This is a genomic window from Tanticharoenia sakaeratensis NBRC 103193, from assembly GCF_000963885.1.
In the GTDB taxonomy this organism is placed as follows: Bacteria; Pseudomonadota; Alphaproteobacteria; order Acetobacterales; family Acetobacteraceae; genus Tanticharoenia; species Tanticharoenia sakaeratensis.
In genome coordinates this window covers 26,013-42,663 of sequence record NZ_BALE01000010.1, presented here as the reverse complement: position 1 = coordinate 42,663, position 16,651 = coordinate 26,013, and the positions used below count along the sequence as shown (strand labels likewise).

General features: G+C 66.2%; 13 protein-coding genes. 7 read left to right on the top strand and 6 right to left on the bottom strand.

Annotation, left to right across the window (positions count from 1 at the left end):
• Positions 1 to 57 precede the first annotated feature (57 nt).
• Positions 58 to 1,188, bottom strand: a complete 1,131-nt coding sequence (locus B8446_RS04060) for a glycosyltransferase family 4 protein (protein WP_241767623.1) — start codon at positions 1,186 to 1,188, stop codon at positions 58 to 60.
• Positions 1,189 to 1,260: 72 nt separating this feature from the next.
• Here B8446_RS04060 and B8446_RS04055 point away from each other — a divergent pair, with 72 nt between their 5' ends.
• The 3 genes from B8446_RS04055 (at position 1,261) to B8446_RS04045 (ending at position 5,718) form a co-directional block, all read left to right on the top strand.
• The gene (locus B8446_RS04055; protein ID WP_048847516.1) at positions 1,261 to 2,274 is read left to right on the top strand and encodes an NAD(P)/FAD-dependent oxidoreductase; all 1,014 of its coding nucleotides are present in this window, start codon (positions 1,261 to 1,263) and stop codon (positions 2,272 to 2,274) included.
• Between the two features lie 185 nt (positions 2,275 to 2,459).
• Positions 2,460 to 3,590 carry an alanine racemase gene (alr, locus tag B8446_RS04050; protein WP_048847514.1) on the top strand — a complete coding sequence of 377 codons (1,131 nt, stop codon included), beginning with the start codon at positions 2,460 to 2,462 and terminating at the stop codon, positions 3,588 to 3,590.
• 871 nt (positions 3,591 to 4,461) lie between these two features.
• Positions 4,462 to 5,718: a D-amino acid dehydrogenase gene (locus B8446_RS04045; protein WP_048847513.1), complete on the top strand. Its 1,257-nt coding sequence runs from the start codon at positions 4,462 to 4,464 to the stop codon at positions 5,716 to 5,718.
• Positions 5,719 to 6,431: 713 nt separating this feature from the next.
• Here B8446_RS04045 and B8446_RS04040 read toward each other — a convergent pair.
• Together B8446_RS04040 and typA are read right to left on the bottom strand one after the other, a co-directional pair.
• Positions 6,432 to 6,713: a hypothetical protein gene (locus tag B8446_RS04040; protein WP_148505835.1), complete on the bottom strand. Its 282-nt coding sequence runs from the start codon at positions 6,711 to 6,713 to the stop codon at positions 6,432 to 6,434.
• Between the two features lie 211 nt (positions 6,714 to 6,924).
• On the bottom strand, positions 6,925 to 8,751 hold the full coding sequence (gene typA / locus B8446_RS04035) for a translational GTPase TypA (protein ID WP_048847509.1): 1,827 nt from the start codon (positions 8,749 to 8,751) through the stop codon (positions 6,925 to 6,927).
• Between the two features lie 466 nt (positions 8,752 to 9,217).
• On the opposite strand from typA, the gene B8446_RS04030 reads away from it, so the two are divergent.
• A complete protein-coding gene (locus B8446_RS04030) occupies positions 9,218 to 10,849 on the top strand; it encodes a S41 family peptidase (protein ID WP_048847984.1) in 1,632 nt (543 codons plus the stop codon).
• Between the two features lie 42 nt (positions 10,850 to 10,891).
• Positions 10,892 to 11,233, top strand: coding sequence for a DUF1491 family protein (locus B8446_RS04025; protein WP_048847507.1), 342 nt, complete (start codon positions 10,892 to 10,894; stop codon positions 11,231 to 11,233).
• 51 nt (positions 11,234 to 11,284) lie between these two features.
• Here the strand turns inward: B8446_RS04025 and hpnC are convergent, their stop codons facing one another.
• The 3 genes from hpnC to hpnA are packed head-to-tail and all read right to left on the bottom strand — an operon-like array spanning position 11,285 to position 14,306.
• Positions 11,285 to 12,166, bottom strand: coding sequence for a squalene synthase HpnC (gene hpnC, locus B8446_RS04020; protein ID WP_048847505.1), 882 nt, complete (start codon positions 12,164 to 12,166; stop codon positions 11,285 to 11,287).
• The gene (locus tag B8446_RS04015; protein WP_048847504.1) at positions 12,163 to 13,302 is read right to left on the bottom strand and encodes a glycosyltransferase; all 1,140 of its coding nucleotides are present in this window, start codon (positions 13,300 to 13,302) and stop codon (positions 12,163 to 12,165) included. The genes hpnC and B8446_RS04015 overlap by 4 nt, the downstream gene beginning before the upstream one ends.
• Before the next feature lie 5 nt (positions 13,303 to 13,307).
• Entirely contained in the window at positions 13,308 to 14,306 is a 999-nt protein-coding gene (gene hpnA, locus B8446_RS04010) for a hopanoid-associated sugar epimerase (RefSeq protein ID WP_048847502.1), read from the bottom strand.
• A 323-nt stretch (positions 14,307 to 14,629) separates the two neighbouring features.
• Here hpnA and B8446_RS04005 point away from each other — a divergent pair, with 323 nt between their 5' ends.
• Together B8446_RS04005 and B8446_RS04000 are read left to right on the top strand one after the other, a co-directional pair.
• A complete protein-coding gene (locus B8446_RS04005) occupies positions 14,630 to 15,712 on the top strand; it encodes a lysylphosphatidylglycerol synthase domain-containing protein (protein ID WP_084712061.1) in 1,083 nt (360 codons plus the stop codon).
• Entirely contained in the window at positions 15,709 to 16,608 is a 900-nt protein-coding gene (locus tag B8446_RS04000; RefSeq protein WP_048847499.1) for a prephenate dehydrogenase/arogenate dehydrogenase family protein, read from the top strand. The genes B8446_RS04005 and B8446_RS04000 overlap by 4 nt, the downstream gene beginning before the upstream one ends.
• Positions 16,609 to 16,651: the final 43 nt, after the last annotated feature.

Genomic DNA, 16,651 nt, shown 5'->3' with positions numbered 1-16,651 from the left:
TGTGGCGACGGCTGCCAGGGCTGGCAAGGACACGCCCCCGGCATCACGCGGCACCCGTCAATGCGGGCAGCGCAGCAGCGCGAGCCACTCCTCGACAATCCGGCTTCGTTCGAACGCCCGGGCCCGAACGCGCGCCCCATCCGACAGGCGCCGCCGCGTGGCTGCATCGTCCATCAGCCGCAACAGCGCATCGGCCAGAGCCTCGACATCGCCTTCAGGCACCAGCAGGCCGGTCTCATGATCCACGATGATTTCGGCAGGCCCCGTTTCACAGTCGAAGGCGACTGCCGGCACACCATGAGCAGCGGCCTCGAGCAGCACCATCGGCAGCCCTTCGAAGCGGGGACTCGCGGCAAAGAGGCCGGCCTCGGCAAATGCCATATCGATCGCAGCCGTCGCGGGCCGGATCGTCACCCGCGTCAGATCGCGGGCCTGCGCCTGCAACGCCGCGCCGTCCGGCCCGTCGCCGAGAATGTCGAGCCGCCATCCGTGGCTTCGCGGATCGCGCTCCATGATCGCCCAGGCCGCGATCAGGCGATCGAAGCCTTTCTGTGGCGCGAGACGCCCTGCCGCGAGAACGAGGCGGCGCGCCGGATCATAGGGCTCCGCGGTCGGCGCGGGCCCCGAATTGGGGATGCAGGTCAGCCGTGCACGGGGGTGAGCCCCCGCCTGCCACAACGCGATGTCACGATGCGTCAGCGTGACGATGTCGTCGGCGAAACGGGCCGCGACACGTCGTCCGAGCGCGCGCTTGCGCTTGCCCATCGTGGCGTTGAAGTTGAAATGCTCCCAGACGATCACGCGGATCCCGAGCAGGCGGGCCGCCGCGACGGCATAGAGGGCGTGGGTCGATTCGACGGCGACCAGCGTGTCGATCCGGGCTTTCCGCAACATCCGGCACAGGCGGCTGACGATCCGGGGCCAGTTGCCGATCAGCGTCACCTTCCGGTCGAACAGGGCCGACACCCTCACGTCCGGGGACAGCGGGAACGGACACGGCCCCTGAGGGAAAAGCTCGACGAGATCCAGGCTCTCGCAGGCATGGCTTTCGGCCAGCCCGTTCAGGACGGCAGCGCAGGCCCTTTCCGTTCCGCCAAGGGCGCCGATATGCTGGATGACGAAGCAGACGCGCAAACCGGACAACCTCTCAAGATCGGTGCGATTGCGGATCGCAATTGACGCACGCATCGTGCCGCGCTTTCTGTCCGGCACGGCCCGATCGCCGACCTTCCCAAACCTCTAACGAGCCGGACGTCTATCATGACCGAAACCCCGACCCAAACCGATGTCGCGATCATCGGCGCCGGACCGACCGCGCTGTTCGCCGCGTTCGAATGCGGGATGCTGAAACTGGGCTCGGTCCTGATCGACGCGCTGGAAGAAGCCGGCGGGCAGTGCACGGCCCTCTATCCGGAGAAGCCGATCTACGACATTCCGGCCCACCCGGCGATCACGGGCGGCGACCTGATTGCCGGTCTCGAAGCGCAGATCGCCCCCTTCAACGTCCCGCGCCTGCTCGGACAGCGCGTGGTCTCCCTGGCCGGCAGGCGTGGCGCCTTCACGCTGACCACCGACCGCGGCAACACGATCCAGGCGCGCGCCGTAATCATCGCAGCCGGCGCCGGCGCATTCGGTCCCAACCGCCCGCCGCTCGAAAACCTCGACGCCTACGAGAACTCGGGCTGCGTGCAGTATTTCGTGCGCAACCGCGCCGCGTTCGCGGGCAAGAAGATCGTGATCGCGGGCGGCGGCGATTCGGCACTCGACTGGGCGCTGTCCCTCGCCGAGATCGCGGGGCACGTCTATCTCCTGCATCGTCGCGAGCGTTTCCGCGGCGCGCCCGAGACGCTGTCGCGGATCGAGGCGCTGGCGGTCGCGGGCAAGATCGAGAAGGTTGTCCCCTATCAGCTCCACGGTCTGCGCGGGGACAACGGACAGCTTGCCGGCGTCGATGTCGCAACGCTCGACGGGCAGGTCCGCACGCTGGAGGCCGACACGCTTCTGCCGTTCTTCGGGCTTTCGACCGATCTGGGCCCGATCGCGACATGGGGCTTCGACACCCATCGCAACACGATCCCGGTCACGCCGTCCACGCTCGAGAGCAGCGTGCCGGGCATCTTCGCGATCGGCGATGTCGCGACCTATCCCGGCAAGCTCAAGCTCATTCTCCAGGGCTTCGCCGAGGGCGCCATGGCGGCCCATGCGATCCATCCGATCGTCCATCCCGACACGGCGCTGCATTTCGAGTATTCGACCAGCAAGGGCGTGCCGTAAGCAGGCAGCCTGGAACGCCGTGACTTGCCCACAGGTTTGGACAGTCCGCGGGCTGCCATGGCGCGAATGGCGCGTGCGGCATCTGGACCCTGCCTTGCCGCCCGCGATAGGTTGTTCCGCGTGACATACGACATGCTTCTCCGCCGCCCGGGCCTCTCCGCCCCCTGCACATCGCACGCGCCATCATGAACGCGCGCGAGGCGACCCCGCGTGCCGGGGCCGGTGGCTGGCTCGAGGTCGATCTCGGCGCGATTGCCGCGAACTGGCGCGCCCTGCGCGAAAAGGTCGGGCCGGACGTGCGCGTCGGCGCTGCGGTCAAGGCGGATGCCTATGGGCTCGGAATGGATCGGGTGGCTCCTGCGCTCTATGCCGCCGGCTGCCGCAATTTCTTCGTGGCGCACGCCGGCGAAGGGCTGACGCTTGCCCCGATGATCGGGCGTGACGCTGCGATCTTCGTGCTCAACGGCTGCATGCCGGGCGCCGAGGACGCGGTCGCGGACGCCAATCTCCTGCCCGTCCTGAACAGCCTCGACCAGATCGAGCGCTATCGGGCCTGCGCACAGGCCGCCGGGCGGTCCCTGCCCTGCGCCGTGCAGGTGGATTCGGGTATGTCGCGCTTCGGCCTGAGTGCCAGCGAGGTCCGAGCGCTTCAGTCGGACGCCCATGCCTTTCGCGGGCTGATCCCTGTCCTGGTCATGAGCCATCTGGCCTGCGCGGACGAGCCGGCTCACCCTGCCAATCGCGCCCAGTTCGAGGCGTTTCGCGCATTGCGCCCGATGCTGCCCGAAGCGCTGGCGAGCCTCGCCGCGTCGAGCGGCATCTTCCTCGGCCCGTCGTTCCACTTCGACCTCGTGCGGCCCGGTGCCGCGCTCTACGGCATCAATCCGACGCCCGGTCAGCCCAATCCGATGCGCGATGTCGTGCGTCTGTATGCGCGTCTCATCCAGGCCCGGAACGTCGATACCGGCACGGCAGTGGGATATGGCGCGCATTTCATCGCGGATCGCCCGCGCCGGATCGCGACGCTTGCCGTCGGCTACGGCGACGGATGGCCGCGCGTTGCCGGTGGGCGTGCCTTCGCCGTGCTGCCCGAGAAGCCGGACATACATCTCCCCGTCATCGGCCGCGTCTCGATGGATTCGCTGGCACTCGACGTGACGGAGCTCGGCGACGTGCCGCTGCCCGCCGGCGTGCCGTTCGAGCTGATCGGCCCGCATGTCCCGCTGGAAACGGTGGCCGAAGGCCTGCAGACGATCGGCTACGAGGTGCTGACCTCACTCGGGAGCCGCTATCACCGGACCTATGTGAACGGCTGACCGGTCTTAGCCCTCAGGCGCTCCTTGCAGGTGCACACGCGGATCCGTCTGGCGACATTCACGAGAAAGCCGCGCAGCATCCCCATGGTCGCCGAACACCATTGAAACAGTGAACGCGCTGTCCAGACAGTGATGGAAGCGCGTTGCTGCCAGACGAGCACCCATCACAGCTCGACTGCGCGTAACCAACGATACGTTCATCGAAGGACATCCGCGAGCAAGCGATGCCATGAATCGCCGACGTTCCAGCCGGATGGCCTGATACCTCCCGGCCTGACGGTCAGCATCGACGACGGGCGGACATGCAGCACGGTATGCGTGTCTTTCTCCATGATCCTGTAGGCAATCGCGTCCGGAACCTTCCGACTTCTGGCCTTGCCTTCCGAACTTGTCCGGTGAGCCGGCTGCAATCTCTGTCGTTCAGGTCGCGCAGCCCGCCCGCACGAGGCGGCCGGGATTGCGGCGACAGGCTCGCGAATTGCGTCACCGCCACGGCCCCCTTCGCCACACTGGAAGTTCTGATGAGGGCGGTACAAAAATCGCAACGAAACATGCCAAACCGGCAGTTACCGTGAACAGTCTTCGAAAAACGCAATACTGGCAGCCTGCTATCTTTCCAGTCCGGCATCTGGGCCGTTCTGTCTCCCATCTCCGCAGCCGACCTTTTCTGCTGTTTCGTCCAGACGATCGGCGTTGTGACCTGCTCCTCATCCGTCCTGGCGACAAGGATGGTGAATGACGGTCGGCAACGGGCTGGTGCGGGGGCTACGATTTCCTTGACCCTTGACGCCCCTGCACTGCCAAGCGCAACAGAACGCCATTGCGACGTCAGTCCCGCGCACGCGGCTCAAACTTGTTCAAGGATTTAGGAATGAAGGTGATCGTCATGGGCGCCGGCGTGATCGGCGTCTCCACGGCCTGGTATCTGGCGGAGCAGGGTCACGAGGTCGAGGTGATCGACCGTCAGCCATCGGTTGGTCTGGAGACGTCGTTCGCCAACGCGGGGCAGGTGTCGCCGGGTTATTCGACACCCTGGGCGGCCCCGGGCCTGCCGCTCAAGACGCTGGGGTGGATGCTGCAGAAGCACTCCCCGCTGGCCATCCGTCCGCGTGTCGACCCCGCAATGATGCGCTGGGTCGGACAGTTACTCGCCAACTGCACGTCGCATGCCTATGACATCAACAAGGGCCGGATGCTCAGGATCGCGGAATACAGCCGCGACTGTCTCGATGACCTGCGCCAGAAGCTCGACCTTGCCTATGACGGGTCGCAGTCCGGGCTGATCCAGCTTTTCCGCACCCAGAAGCAGATCGATCATGCGGCGCATGACGTGCGCCTGCTCGAGGAGAGCGGCATCCCGCACGAGCTGCTCGATGTCGCCTCGGTGCTGGCGCATGAACCGGGGCTGATGGGTGCGCGGGACAAGCTCGCGGGCGGGCTGCGCCTGCCGGGCGATCAGGCGGGCGATGCCTACCTCTTCACGGTCCGCCTGGCCGAAGCCGCATTGGCAAAGGGCGTCACCTTCCGCTTCTCCACCCGCATCGAGGCGCTGGAAGCAACAGCCGACTCCATCATGAGCATCCGGACCAGCAAGGGCCGCATGACGGCGGATGCCTATGTCATGGCGCTCGGCAGCTATTCGCCGCGCCTGCTGAAGCCCATCGAGCTCAACCTGCCGGTCTATCCGGTGAAGGGTTATTCGCTCACGGTGCCGATGACCGACGAGACGCATGCGCCCCGCTCGACAGTGAATGACGAGACCTACAAGGTCGCGATCACACGGCTGGGCGATCGCATCCGCATCGGCGGCACGGCGGAGCTGGCAGGATACAATCTCAAGCTCAGCCCCGACCGCCGCGAGACGCTGGAACTGTCGTTCTCGGAGCTCTATGGCGGCGGCGATCTGTCACAGGGTCAATACTGGACGGGGCTGCGTCCCTGCACGCCGGACGGCACGCCGGTCGTGGGTCCGGCCGGACGCTACGGTAATCTGTGGCTCAACACCGGCCACGGCACGCTGGGCTGGACCATGGCGTGCGGCTCCGGAAAGCTGCTGGCCGATCGCCTCTCGGGTCGTCGGACGGACATTCCCTCGCTGGACCTCAGCCTGGATCGCTACGCGGCCTGACGCGATCATGGCGGCGTTTCCGGGAACAATTGTTCCCGAAACCGGCGCCACCGATCCAGATATCAGCGTGCTTCTGGCGCAATCATGATGGTGATGTGCGCTGGAGGCGGTCCCGCTACGATGCGGTCACGCTCTGGTCGTCGGAGGGCTATCGCCACGCTTGCCTCGGCACGGATCATCATGTGACCTGATATGATTGCGTCAGTTCCGGAAACACGTGTGTCCCGGACCGACCACCGCCAATCCGGATATCGGCGTGCTTTCAGCATAACATGATGGCGACGCGCGCCAAAGGTGGGCCCGCTGCGATGCCATTACGCTCTGGCCGTCGGCGCTCTACTCCCTCGCTGGCCTTGGCCTGGATCGCCATGTGGACTGACGCGATTGCAACAGTCCGGAGAACACCTCTTTCCGGAACTGACACCGCTGATGCGGAGACCGGCATGCTTTCGGCCTGATTATAGTGGCGAGGCAAACCGGGGCAGGCGCGCTGCCATGTCGTCACACTCTGTGTCGAACCACAGCATTCAGACGACGTCTGTGGCAAGAGCATCCCGCATCCGGGAACGGCCAACACAGAAGCATCAGGATGAGAAGCCACGGGCACTGACGAGTGAACACCGCCCGTAATCAGGCTTGAGTGCCTGACGGGGCAAACAAAAAAGCCGGGCTTGCGCCCGGCTTTTTTCCTCACAGACGAGGCGTCCGGGTGCTTACGCCGGCGGGGTCGGCATCTTCTTGCCGTGATGCTTCGCCTTGTGGTGATGCTTCTTCTTCGTCGTCGTGTTCGTGCCGGTGGACGGCGTCGACGAGTCAGGCGTCGTGGGCTCGGCCGACGGCGTCGTCGGAGCGGCCTGACCGGCAGGCGGAGTCTGCGGCGCCGTGGTCACGGCGCCCGGAGCGTCCTGGGTCGTCTGGGCGAAAGCCGGCGCGCCGGCGGCCACGAAAGCAGCGGCCGAAAGGCCGGCGATCAGGCTGCGGTTAAAAGCGAACATTGTATTCTCCGATAAGACGGATCGAACTCGAAAGGCGACACAAGCGTTCCAGCCAATGCAGACCGGGCCGGGTCAAGTGTGTTCTAACATGACCCGCAGATGTCGTCTGCCCGTCCGTGCAGCCTTTATTTCACGCCCGACACAGCAATACCCTGCCCGCGCCGCATTTCGGCCATATTGACCGAAACGGCGGGTCGGACGGGCCGTGTCGTCAGGCGCCGGCCGTGCCCTTCTTCTCCATGCGCTTGCGCTCGTTCGGGTCGAGGTAGCGCTTGCGGATGCGGATCGCGGACGGCGTGACTTCGACCAGCTCGTCGTCCTCGATATAGGCGATCGCCTGCTCGAGGCTCATCTTGCGCGGCGGCACCAGCAGAAGCGCGTCATCCTTGCCGGCCGCACGGATGTTGGTGAGCTTCTTTTCGCGAACGGGATTCACCTCGAGATCGTTCTCGCGCGAATGCTCGCCCAGGATCATGCCGACATAAACCTTCTCGCCCGGATCGACGAACAGCGTTCCGCGATCCTGCAGGGAGAACAGCGAATACTGCGTCGTCGCGCCGTCTTCGGACGAGATCAGCGCGCCATTGCGACGGCCTTCGATCACACCCGCATACGGCTGATAGCCGGCAAACATCCGGTTCATGATGCCCGTGCCGCGCGTGTCGGTCAGGAACTCGCCGTGATAGCCGATCAGGCCACGGGCAGGGATCAGGAACGTCAGACGCACCTTGCCGCCACCCGAGGGACGCATGTCCTGCATCAGGCCCTTGCGGACCGACATCTTCTCGACGACGACGCCCGAATACGGCTCGTCCACGTCGACCAGGACTTCCTCGAACGGCTCCATGCGCTCGCCGGTCTCGGCATCGGTCTCGAACAGCACGCGCGGGCGGCCGATCGTCAGCTCGAAGCCTTCGCGGCGCATCGTCTCGATCAGCACGCCGAGCTGGAGCTCACCACGCCCCGCGACCTCGAAAGCCTCCGATTCGTAGCTCTCGGTCACCTTGATGGCGACGTTGCCTTCCGTTTCCTTGAACAGACGGTCGCGGATCTGGCGCGACGTCACCTTCTTGCCCTCGCGGCCGCCGAGCGGGCCATCGTTGATGCGGAAGGTCATGGACAGGGTCGGCGGATCGACCGGGGTCGACGGCAGCGGCTCGCCCACTTCGGGAGATGCGATCGTGTCGGGGATCGTCGCGTCCGACAGGCCCGCGACTGCGATGATGTCGCCGGCTTCCGCCTCTTCCACCGGAACGCGGTCCAGCCCGCGGAACGACAGGAGCTTCGTCAGGCGGCCGGTTTCGACGATGCTGCCGTCACGACGCATCACGCGCACCGGCATGTTCACCCGCGCGCGGCCCTGCTCCACCCGTCCTGTCAGGATGCGGCCGAGGAAGTTGTCGCTCTCGAGAATGGTCGCGACCATCCCGAACGGCGCATCCGGGTCCAGCCCCGGCGTCGGCACGTGGCGCAGCACGAGATCGAACAGCGGGGACAGGTCCTTCTTCGGACCATCGAGCGTCTCATCCGCCCAGCCCTGACGGCCGGAGGCATACAGCATGGGGAAATCAAGCTGCGTCTCGTCGGCGTCGAGGGACGCGAAGAGATCGAACATCTCCTCATGCACCTCGTCCGGACGGGCGTCGGAGCGGTCGATCTTGTTCACGACGACGATCGGGCGAATGCCGCGCTTCAGCGCCTTGCCGAGCACGAACTTGGTCTGCGGCAGCGCGCCTTCCGCTGAGTCGACGAGGATGATCGCGCCGTCCACCATGCTGAGGATACGCTCGACTTCACCGCCGAAATCGGCGTGGCCGGGCGTGTCGATGATGTTGATGCGCGTGTCTTTCCACACGACGGACGTGCATTTGGCGAGGATGGTGATCCCGCGCTCACGCTCGAGATCGTTGCTGTCCATGGCGCGCTCGGCAACATGCTGGTTGTCGCGGAACGAGCCCGATTGCTTGAGCAACTGATCGACCAGCGTGGTCTTGCCATGATCGACGTGCGCGATGATGGCGATGTTGCGGATTTCCATGTCGGCGGTCCTGATCGTATGCAAGACGCCGCGCACGCCCGATAGCTGGCGCGCCCATGGCGTCTGTTCTGTCTGCTGTCGGGCCGTGTTCTGCACGGTTTCGCCTCAGCGTGCAACGAAAGCCGCACATCACGTGCTGTTTTCCTGCCGGTGGCCTGATTGTCACGGGGTGATGCGCCCGCGCCTCACTTCGGCCTTGATCGGACAGATGCCGGTTTTCAAGTTGCCGCCCGAGCCGCTAAGAGACGTTATGCGGGCGCGGGCCGATCCGGCCGGATGTTCGCGTCTCCATCGGCATGCGTGGCTGCAGTGTCGCTCCACGATCAGGGCTTGGCGGCCCGGTCTCGATCATTCGGATTTCCTGGCACGGTCGATGGATATCACGGGCGCGGCTTTCACGACACGACCAGCAGCGCAGGCGCGAACCCGGGCGGTGCTGAGCCGGATACGGGTGCCAGGGGCATTCATGCCCGCGTCGCGCCTGTGGCCGTCGGCGCTGGCCTGGGCGCTGGTCGCGGCCCTGTCGCTGTCGACGACCGTCAAGGCGGCCGAGCCTGCGGCGCTCGGATCGACCGCCGGCCCCTCTGCTGCCGGCACCGGCCTGCCGAACGCACCGATGACCGCCGCCGTGATCTCGACCGCACTGTCGTTCATCGCACCGCGAGTCGTCGATGCGCACACGATCAGGGAGTTCTGCTTGTGGGGACTGGACGGGCTCGGTGCGATCGATCCCGGACTGGATATCGACGAGATTGCCGAACCTGCGGCGCATGCCAGCGCGAATGCGCCCCATCGCCTGCGGCTTGCCCTGCGCAATCAGGAACTGGCGACGTTCACGATCCCGGGCGATCAGGATGTCGAAGGCTGGACCGCCGTTGTCGTCGGCGCGATGAACGCGGCCTGGGGGCAGTCCGACACGTTGCGAAGCGCGGGCCAGGATGCCCTGCTGCAAAGCTTCTTCGACGAGTTGTTCAACCATCTCGATCCCTACTCGCGCTATGTCGGACCCGTGCCTGCCGTGACGGACCGCACGACCCGCGACGGAGGGGCGGCCAATGTCGGCCTCACGCTGGCCCGGCACGGGGACGACATCGTGGTGAGCGCGATCAATGCTGACGGTCCCGCCTGGAGTGCCGGCATCGAACAGGACCAGCGCGTGCTCTCGGTCGATGGCCACAGCGCGCGCAACCAGTCCGCGCAGGTTGTTCAGCAATGGCTGGACGGTGCGCCTGACAGCACGGTGTCCCTCATGCTTGCAGGACCGGGACGCAGGCGGGCGCAGACGTTTCGCCTGCACCGCGCCATGCTGCCTCCAGAGACCGTGTTCGCCTTCACGCGCGGCCATGTGGCCGTCCTCCGCATCACACGGTTTTCCACCAACACGGCGGACGAATTCAGCCAGTATCTCGACCAGACGATCCAGGACCCGCATCTCGAAGGCCTGATCCTCGACCTGCGCGGAGATCGTGGCGGCGTGCTGCAGCAGGCCGTGACGGCCGCGGCCCTCGTGCTCGACCGGGGCGTTGCCGTGGTCACGCAAGGGCGCGACCCGCAGGCCAATCACGTCTGGGCCGTCCAGGGCGGCGACATGACGAAGGGTGCGCCGATCGTGATCCTCGTGGACGGACGCACGGCGAGTGCCGCGGAGATCCTGGCCGCAGCGCTTTCGGATCACAGACGCGCCGTCGTCGTAGGCAGTGCGACCCTCGGCAAGGGGTTGGTCCAGCGAATCGGGCAGATGCCGAACGGAGGAGAGCTGTTCGTGACCTGGAGCCGCGTGCTTGCGCCGCTCGGCTGGCCGCTGCAGGGCCTCGGCGTCATGCCCCAGGTCTGCACCGCGCGTGGGCAGGCAGATCTGGACCAACAACTCGGCGCGCTGGCGCACGGCACCGGACCCAACCGCGCCGCGATCGTGGCGAGCCGGAGCGTGCGCTATCCCGTTCCCGTCTCGCGCATTCTCGAAATCCGTCGTAACTGCCCAGCCGCGATCGGCACCGATACCGACATGGACGCAGCACAGGATCTGCTCGATCACCCGACCGCGTATCGCGCGGCCCTTGCCCAGATCCCCGACGACCTTTCGCCCGCACGCCCGTGACGTCAGCATGCTCATGATGCCGCTGCGCAGGAAGGAATATCGATGAGTGTCGCTCGCGTTCACACTGGCCTCTGGGCCCGCGCTCTCCTGCGCCGGATCTTGGCCACGGGACGGTCAGCAATGGTCCTGTCGAAAGGTGACGAGGAGCGCGGGTCCGTCCTCGTCGTCGCCCGGACCCGCCAGGGCGAGACCTGCATCGTTCGGGAAGGAACCGACATGGACGGCACGACCACGTGGACGCGCGAGCCCATGGCAGACGCCGCAGCCGTGGACGACTATGTGACGCGGCAGCGACGGTACGATCCGGACCTGTGGGTGCTCGAACTCGAGGTCGAGTTCATTGAAGACCGATTCGACTGGCTCGGCGGCCGCTCCGGGAGCTGAAAGCCGCCAGGGCCGATCCGGTTCGGCACGTCGCGACGTCGGCCTGCTCTGTCAGGGCAGAAAGCGGAGCGCAGCACCCAGTGCCGCGATCTTGTCGCTCTTGCTGAGCTCGACCCGACCCGCCACCGGATCTTCGCGTCGCAGGCGCGCCGCCAGACGATGCGCCAGATTGACGATCACGGCCGCTTCCAGACGCATGCGCCTGTCACGGATCATGCCCGGCAAGGCCCGCGCATCGCGGTTGAACCGATCGACGCCATCGAGGATGCGATCGAACACACGCCGCAGCCCGGGCTTGGCCCGGACGAGACGCAAATCATCGACCGTAACGCCCTCCTCCGCGAGCCACGGGCGCGGGATGTAGCACCGATCGAGTATCCGAAGATCGTCCGATGCGTCCTGAAGATGGTTGAGGATCTGGAGCGCCGTGCACAGCGCGTCGGACGGCGCCAGGGTACGCGTAGGTTCCCCGTGCAGCCGGAGGAGGAAGTGTCCCACCGGGTTGGCGGAATAGCGGCAGTAATCGACCAGCTCGTCCCACGAATCATAGCGGGTCTTCACGGCGTCCCGGCAGAACGCGACCGTCAGGTCGGTTGCCGTCTCGAACGGGACACCGGTTTCCAGCAGATGGACACGCAGCGTCGCCGCCGTCTGGGCATCGGCGCGCGGCGGCGCCTCGAGTTCGCCGCGGATCACGCCCGCCATGCCCTCAAGCCGCGCAATCTTGGCCTGCGGGCTCAGGCGGGTGTTGTCGGCCATGTCGTCCACCGCACGGGCGAACGCATAATACGCGTGCACATGCGGGCGCATCGCTTTCGCGATCAGCAGGGAGCCGACCGGGAAATTCTCGTCTCCGGCTCCCTTGGCCGACGTGACGTCGGCTGCGCCCCAGATCGGGCCCCAGCTCTGGTCGGGCCGCGTCGCGATGTTCATGATCCCGTCTCCTGATAGGCACGGTTCTTCCACCGAACACCCCTGCCACGATAATGATCGACCGCCGAACCGATGGTCGCGGCGAGATAGAAAGCCGCCACGAGCGGCAGCGGCAGGACACGCCAGAACCCCAGCTCGAAGCGCCGCAGCGTCGGAACATAGGACATCATCGACATCATCCAGGCGCCCGTGGCAAAACGCCGTGTCGTGCCACGTCCGAACAGGGCGAGGAAGACCGGTGCGATCCAGATCAGTGTCATGCCGAGCACCGTGCCGAGCATCAGCAGCGGTGAATGACGCAGCTGCACATAGGCCGTCCGGGCGATCATGCGCCAGATATCGGCAATGCCCGGATACGGACGCACCGACCAGGCCAGCGTGCTGTGGCCGAGATACAGCTTGCCCCCGGAGCGTTTGACATGCGCCGCCAGCGTGCAGTCATCGATCAGGGCGCCCCGAAGGGCGGCGATGCCGCCGATGCGATCGAGAGCTCCGGCCCGCAGAAGGATCGTGCCGCCGGCAGCGCCCGCAACCCGCGAGGACGGATCGGCGACTTTCGCAAACGGATAGAGCATCGCGAAGAAGAATACGAAGGCCGGGACCAGCGCCCGTTCGGCGGCGCTTTCGCAATTCAGGGCCACCATCTCGGAAACGAGATCGAGCCCGTCCTCCAGCGCCTTGGCGACCAGTGTCGCGACGTGTGTCGGCGCGTGCAGGATATCGGCATCGGTCAACAGGAGAAACCCGTCCGGCCCCAGATCGGCGCGGGCTGCCTGGGTCCCCTGATGCACGGCCCACAACTTGCCGCTCCAGCCCTCGGGCCGTGCGAGACCGTCGATGACGGTCAGCCGCTTGTGGGGATCCGCAACACCGCGCGCGATGGCTGCGGTGCCGTCCGAACTCTGGTCGTCGACGAGGATGACGCGCAGGCGGCCGTCATAATCCTGATCGAGAAGCGAGCGCAGGGCCTCGGCAATCGATTCGGCCTCATCCCGCGCCGGCACGACGATGGCGACATCAGGGGCGCGGGGCGGCTTCCTCGGCGTAAGGATCGGCCCCTTCTGCCAGAACCGTCCGTGACCGAACCACAATCCAATCCACAGCAGGCAGGAGAGAACAGCGGCAACAAGCGGCATCGGACTTAGCGCACCATCCCGTGGGCCCTGAACCACGCGATCGCATCGGCCACGGCCTCGCGGGCCGGGCGGGGCGCATAGCCGAGATGGTCCTGCGCTTTGAGAGACGAGAACACCATCTGCTTGCGCGACATCGCCAGCATCTCGCGCGTCACGCGCGGCTCGATGCCGAACCCGCGCGCCAGCCATTCGGACGCCACCGCCACGGGCCAGAGCACGGACTGGTTCAGCCTGATCCGCGGCGGACGCACGCAGGCGATCTCGCCGACCAGAGCGAACAGGTCGTGCAGCGTGTAGTTCTCGCCGCCGAGGATGTATTTCTCGCCGACCACACCGCGTTCCAGAGCCAGCGCATGGCCTTCGGCCACGTCGTCGACATGCACGATGTTGAGACTGGTATCGACGTAGGCCGGCATCCGGCCCGAGGCGCAGTCCACGATCATCTGCCCGGTGGGGGTCGGCTTGATGTCGCGGGGGCCGACGGGCGTGGACGGATTGACGATCACGGCCTTGAGGCCCCGCTCGCGCACCAGACGCAGCACGACCTGTTCGGCACGGTATTTCGAGCGCTTGTAGACGCCGACCACGTCGTTCTCGGTGACGGGCGTCGTCTCGGTCGCAGGCGTGCCGTCATGGGTCAGGCCGAGGGCCGCGACCGAGGAGCAATAGACCGTCTTCTCGACACCCAGCTCCAGGGCCGCCCGCATGAGCTGATACGTGCCTTCCACGTTGGCCGTCATCATCGGCACGGGATCCGGCACCCAGAGACGGTAGTCGGCCGCCACATGAAACAGGTAGCGGCAGCCGGTCAGGGCTGCGCGGAGGGACGCAGGGTCGGAGAGGTCGGCTGTGACGATGTCGGCATTGAGGCCGTCCAGGTTTCGCTGGTCCGAGCCTGCCCGCGCGATGACGCGCAGCTTATGGCCGCGTTCCTGCAGAACACGGGCCACGGCGGATCCGACGAAGCCGGTGGCACCCGTCACGAGCGTATAATCGGCATTCATGGCGGTTCCGGCACTCCTGCAAAGGTTAGGCCGGTAACATTACGGCCCGGACGCGCAGACACAAGAGCGTCCCGCCATGCGTCACCGGAAGGTCCGGGCCTGATACAGGCTGGTTTGAAATCGCGGTTGCCTGGTGTAAGTCGTGCCGATCCTGACCTGGATCGCATCATCCCCTTGGTGCCACACCATTCTTCGTCAGGGGCGCCGCGTTGGCCCGCGGGGTCGATCATCCGCGGGATTTCCTGCGGGGCGCCGCTTCCTGCGCCGGCTCTCTGACTTGTCGGGCGGCTTCGCCAGCGCCCGAGGGATGTTCACGGTCTGCCTTGAAAACGCTCACTCTTATCCTGACGATCGTGGGCATCGCCGTCTTCACGGCGATTACGGCATGGCAGGGCATCGGCCCGGTGCTCGACACCGTGCGCCATATCGGGATCGGCGGCTTCGCGCTCATGGTCGCCGTGCAGATCGCAATCGACGCGGGGCTCGGGCTCGCCTGGCGCATGGCCTGCCCCGATTTCGCATTCTGGCGCCTGGCCGGTGCGCGTCTGGTCCGCGATGCGGCAGGCGCGTGCCTGCCGTTTTCGCAACTCGGCGGCATGGCGCTCGGGATCCGTGCGACACTCGGTCCGGGGAACCGGAAAAACCCCGATGGCGAGACACACTGGCCGGAAGCCGTTTCGGCGAACATCGTCGATGTGACGACGGAAGTCCTCGGTCAGGTCGCGTTCATCATCCTCGCCCTGTTCTGCCTCGTCGGCCATCATGGCGCGCATCGCTATGTCTGGCCGGTCATTGCCGGCGCATGCTTCCTGATCTGCGGCATCACCGGGTTCATCTGGACGCAGCAGCGCGGGGGCGCGAGTGTCCGGCGGATCGCGGGCTTTCTTGGCAATCACATTGCCGCCGAATGGCGCACGGCGCTGATCGGCAATACCGACGAATTCCAGAGGCGACTGGACGCGCTGTGGGCCCGCCCCTGGCAGATCGGGCTTGGCGCCGTCACGCATCTGACGGTCTGGATGGGCAGTGCCGGCATGACGTGGCTGTGTTACCGGCTGCTCGGCGCGCACCTGTCCTTCACCGATGCGATCGCCATCGAGGGTGTCGAATGCGGCATCATGTCGGCCTCGTTCCTCGTTCCGTCCTCGCTCGGGGTGCAGGAGGCAGGCTATGTGGGCCTGGGCATGATCTTCGGCATCGACCCGAAGATCTCGCTCGGCCTGTCGCTGCTCCGACGCGGCCGCGATCTCGTGATCGGCGTGCCGGTGCTGGCGTTGTGGCAGGGTAACGAGATGCGCCGCCTGCGCCATGCGCGCGCCTTGCCCGCGACGCTTCATGCTGAACCTGACCCCGATGCGTTCGAGAGCGAATCATTCGAGGCGCACGGGTCGCGTCGCGCATCATGACCCAGGTTCCTTCCGAACCGCTGGTCGACACGCTGTGCATCGTGGGGCCCGGCCTGATCGGCTCGTCCGTCCTGCGGGCCGCCCGGGCCGACGGACTCATCGCGCGCCGCACGATCGCGACCGACATCGATCCCGCTGTCTGCGCGCGCGTCCGTGAGCTCGACATCGCCGACGAAGTGGACACGGACCCGTCGAAGGCCGTGGCAGACGCGGACGTGGTCATGCTCTGCGTGCCGGTCGGTGCGATCGCGCCGGTCGCGCGAGCGCTCTATCCGCATCTGAAGCCGGGCGCGATCATGACCGATACGGGATCGGTCAAGCGGTCGGTCCTCGCCGATCTGGACGGCGCGCTACCGCCCGGCGCAGCCTACGTGCCGGCGCATCCAATGGCCGGCACTGAACATTCCGGACCCGATGCGGGGTTTGCGACCCTGTTCGTTGATCGCTGGTGCCTTCTGACGCCCCGTGCCGACACACCGCCGGATGCGACCGCAAGAATCGTGGCGCTCTGGGAGCGGCTCGGCGCGCGGACGCGGATCATGGATCCCGAACATCACGACAATGTCTGCGCGATGGTCAGCCATCTGCCGCATCTCATCGCCTTCACCATCTGCGGCACGGCCGATCAGCTTGCCGAAGACACGCGTGGGGAAGTGCTGGATTATGCGGCCTCGGGCTTTCGCGACTTCACACGGGTCGCGGCGTCCGATCCCGTCATGTGGCGCGACATCTTCCTGCATAACCGAGAAGCGCTTCTGGCCATGCTGGACCGGTTTCGCGCCGATGCAGATGCCATGGCAGAGGCCATCCGCCATGGTGACGCGGATCGCATTGTCGAGACGATCCGCCGCGGGCGCGAAATCCGGCGCTCGCTGATCGAAAACCGTCAGGCATAGGCCGGATTTCACGCGCGTCTGGCCAGGACGCGGCCGGCGGCTT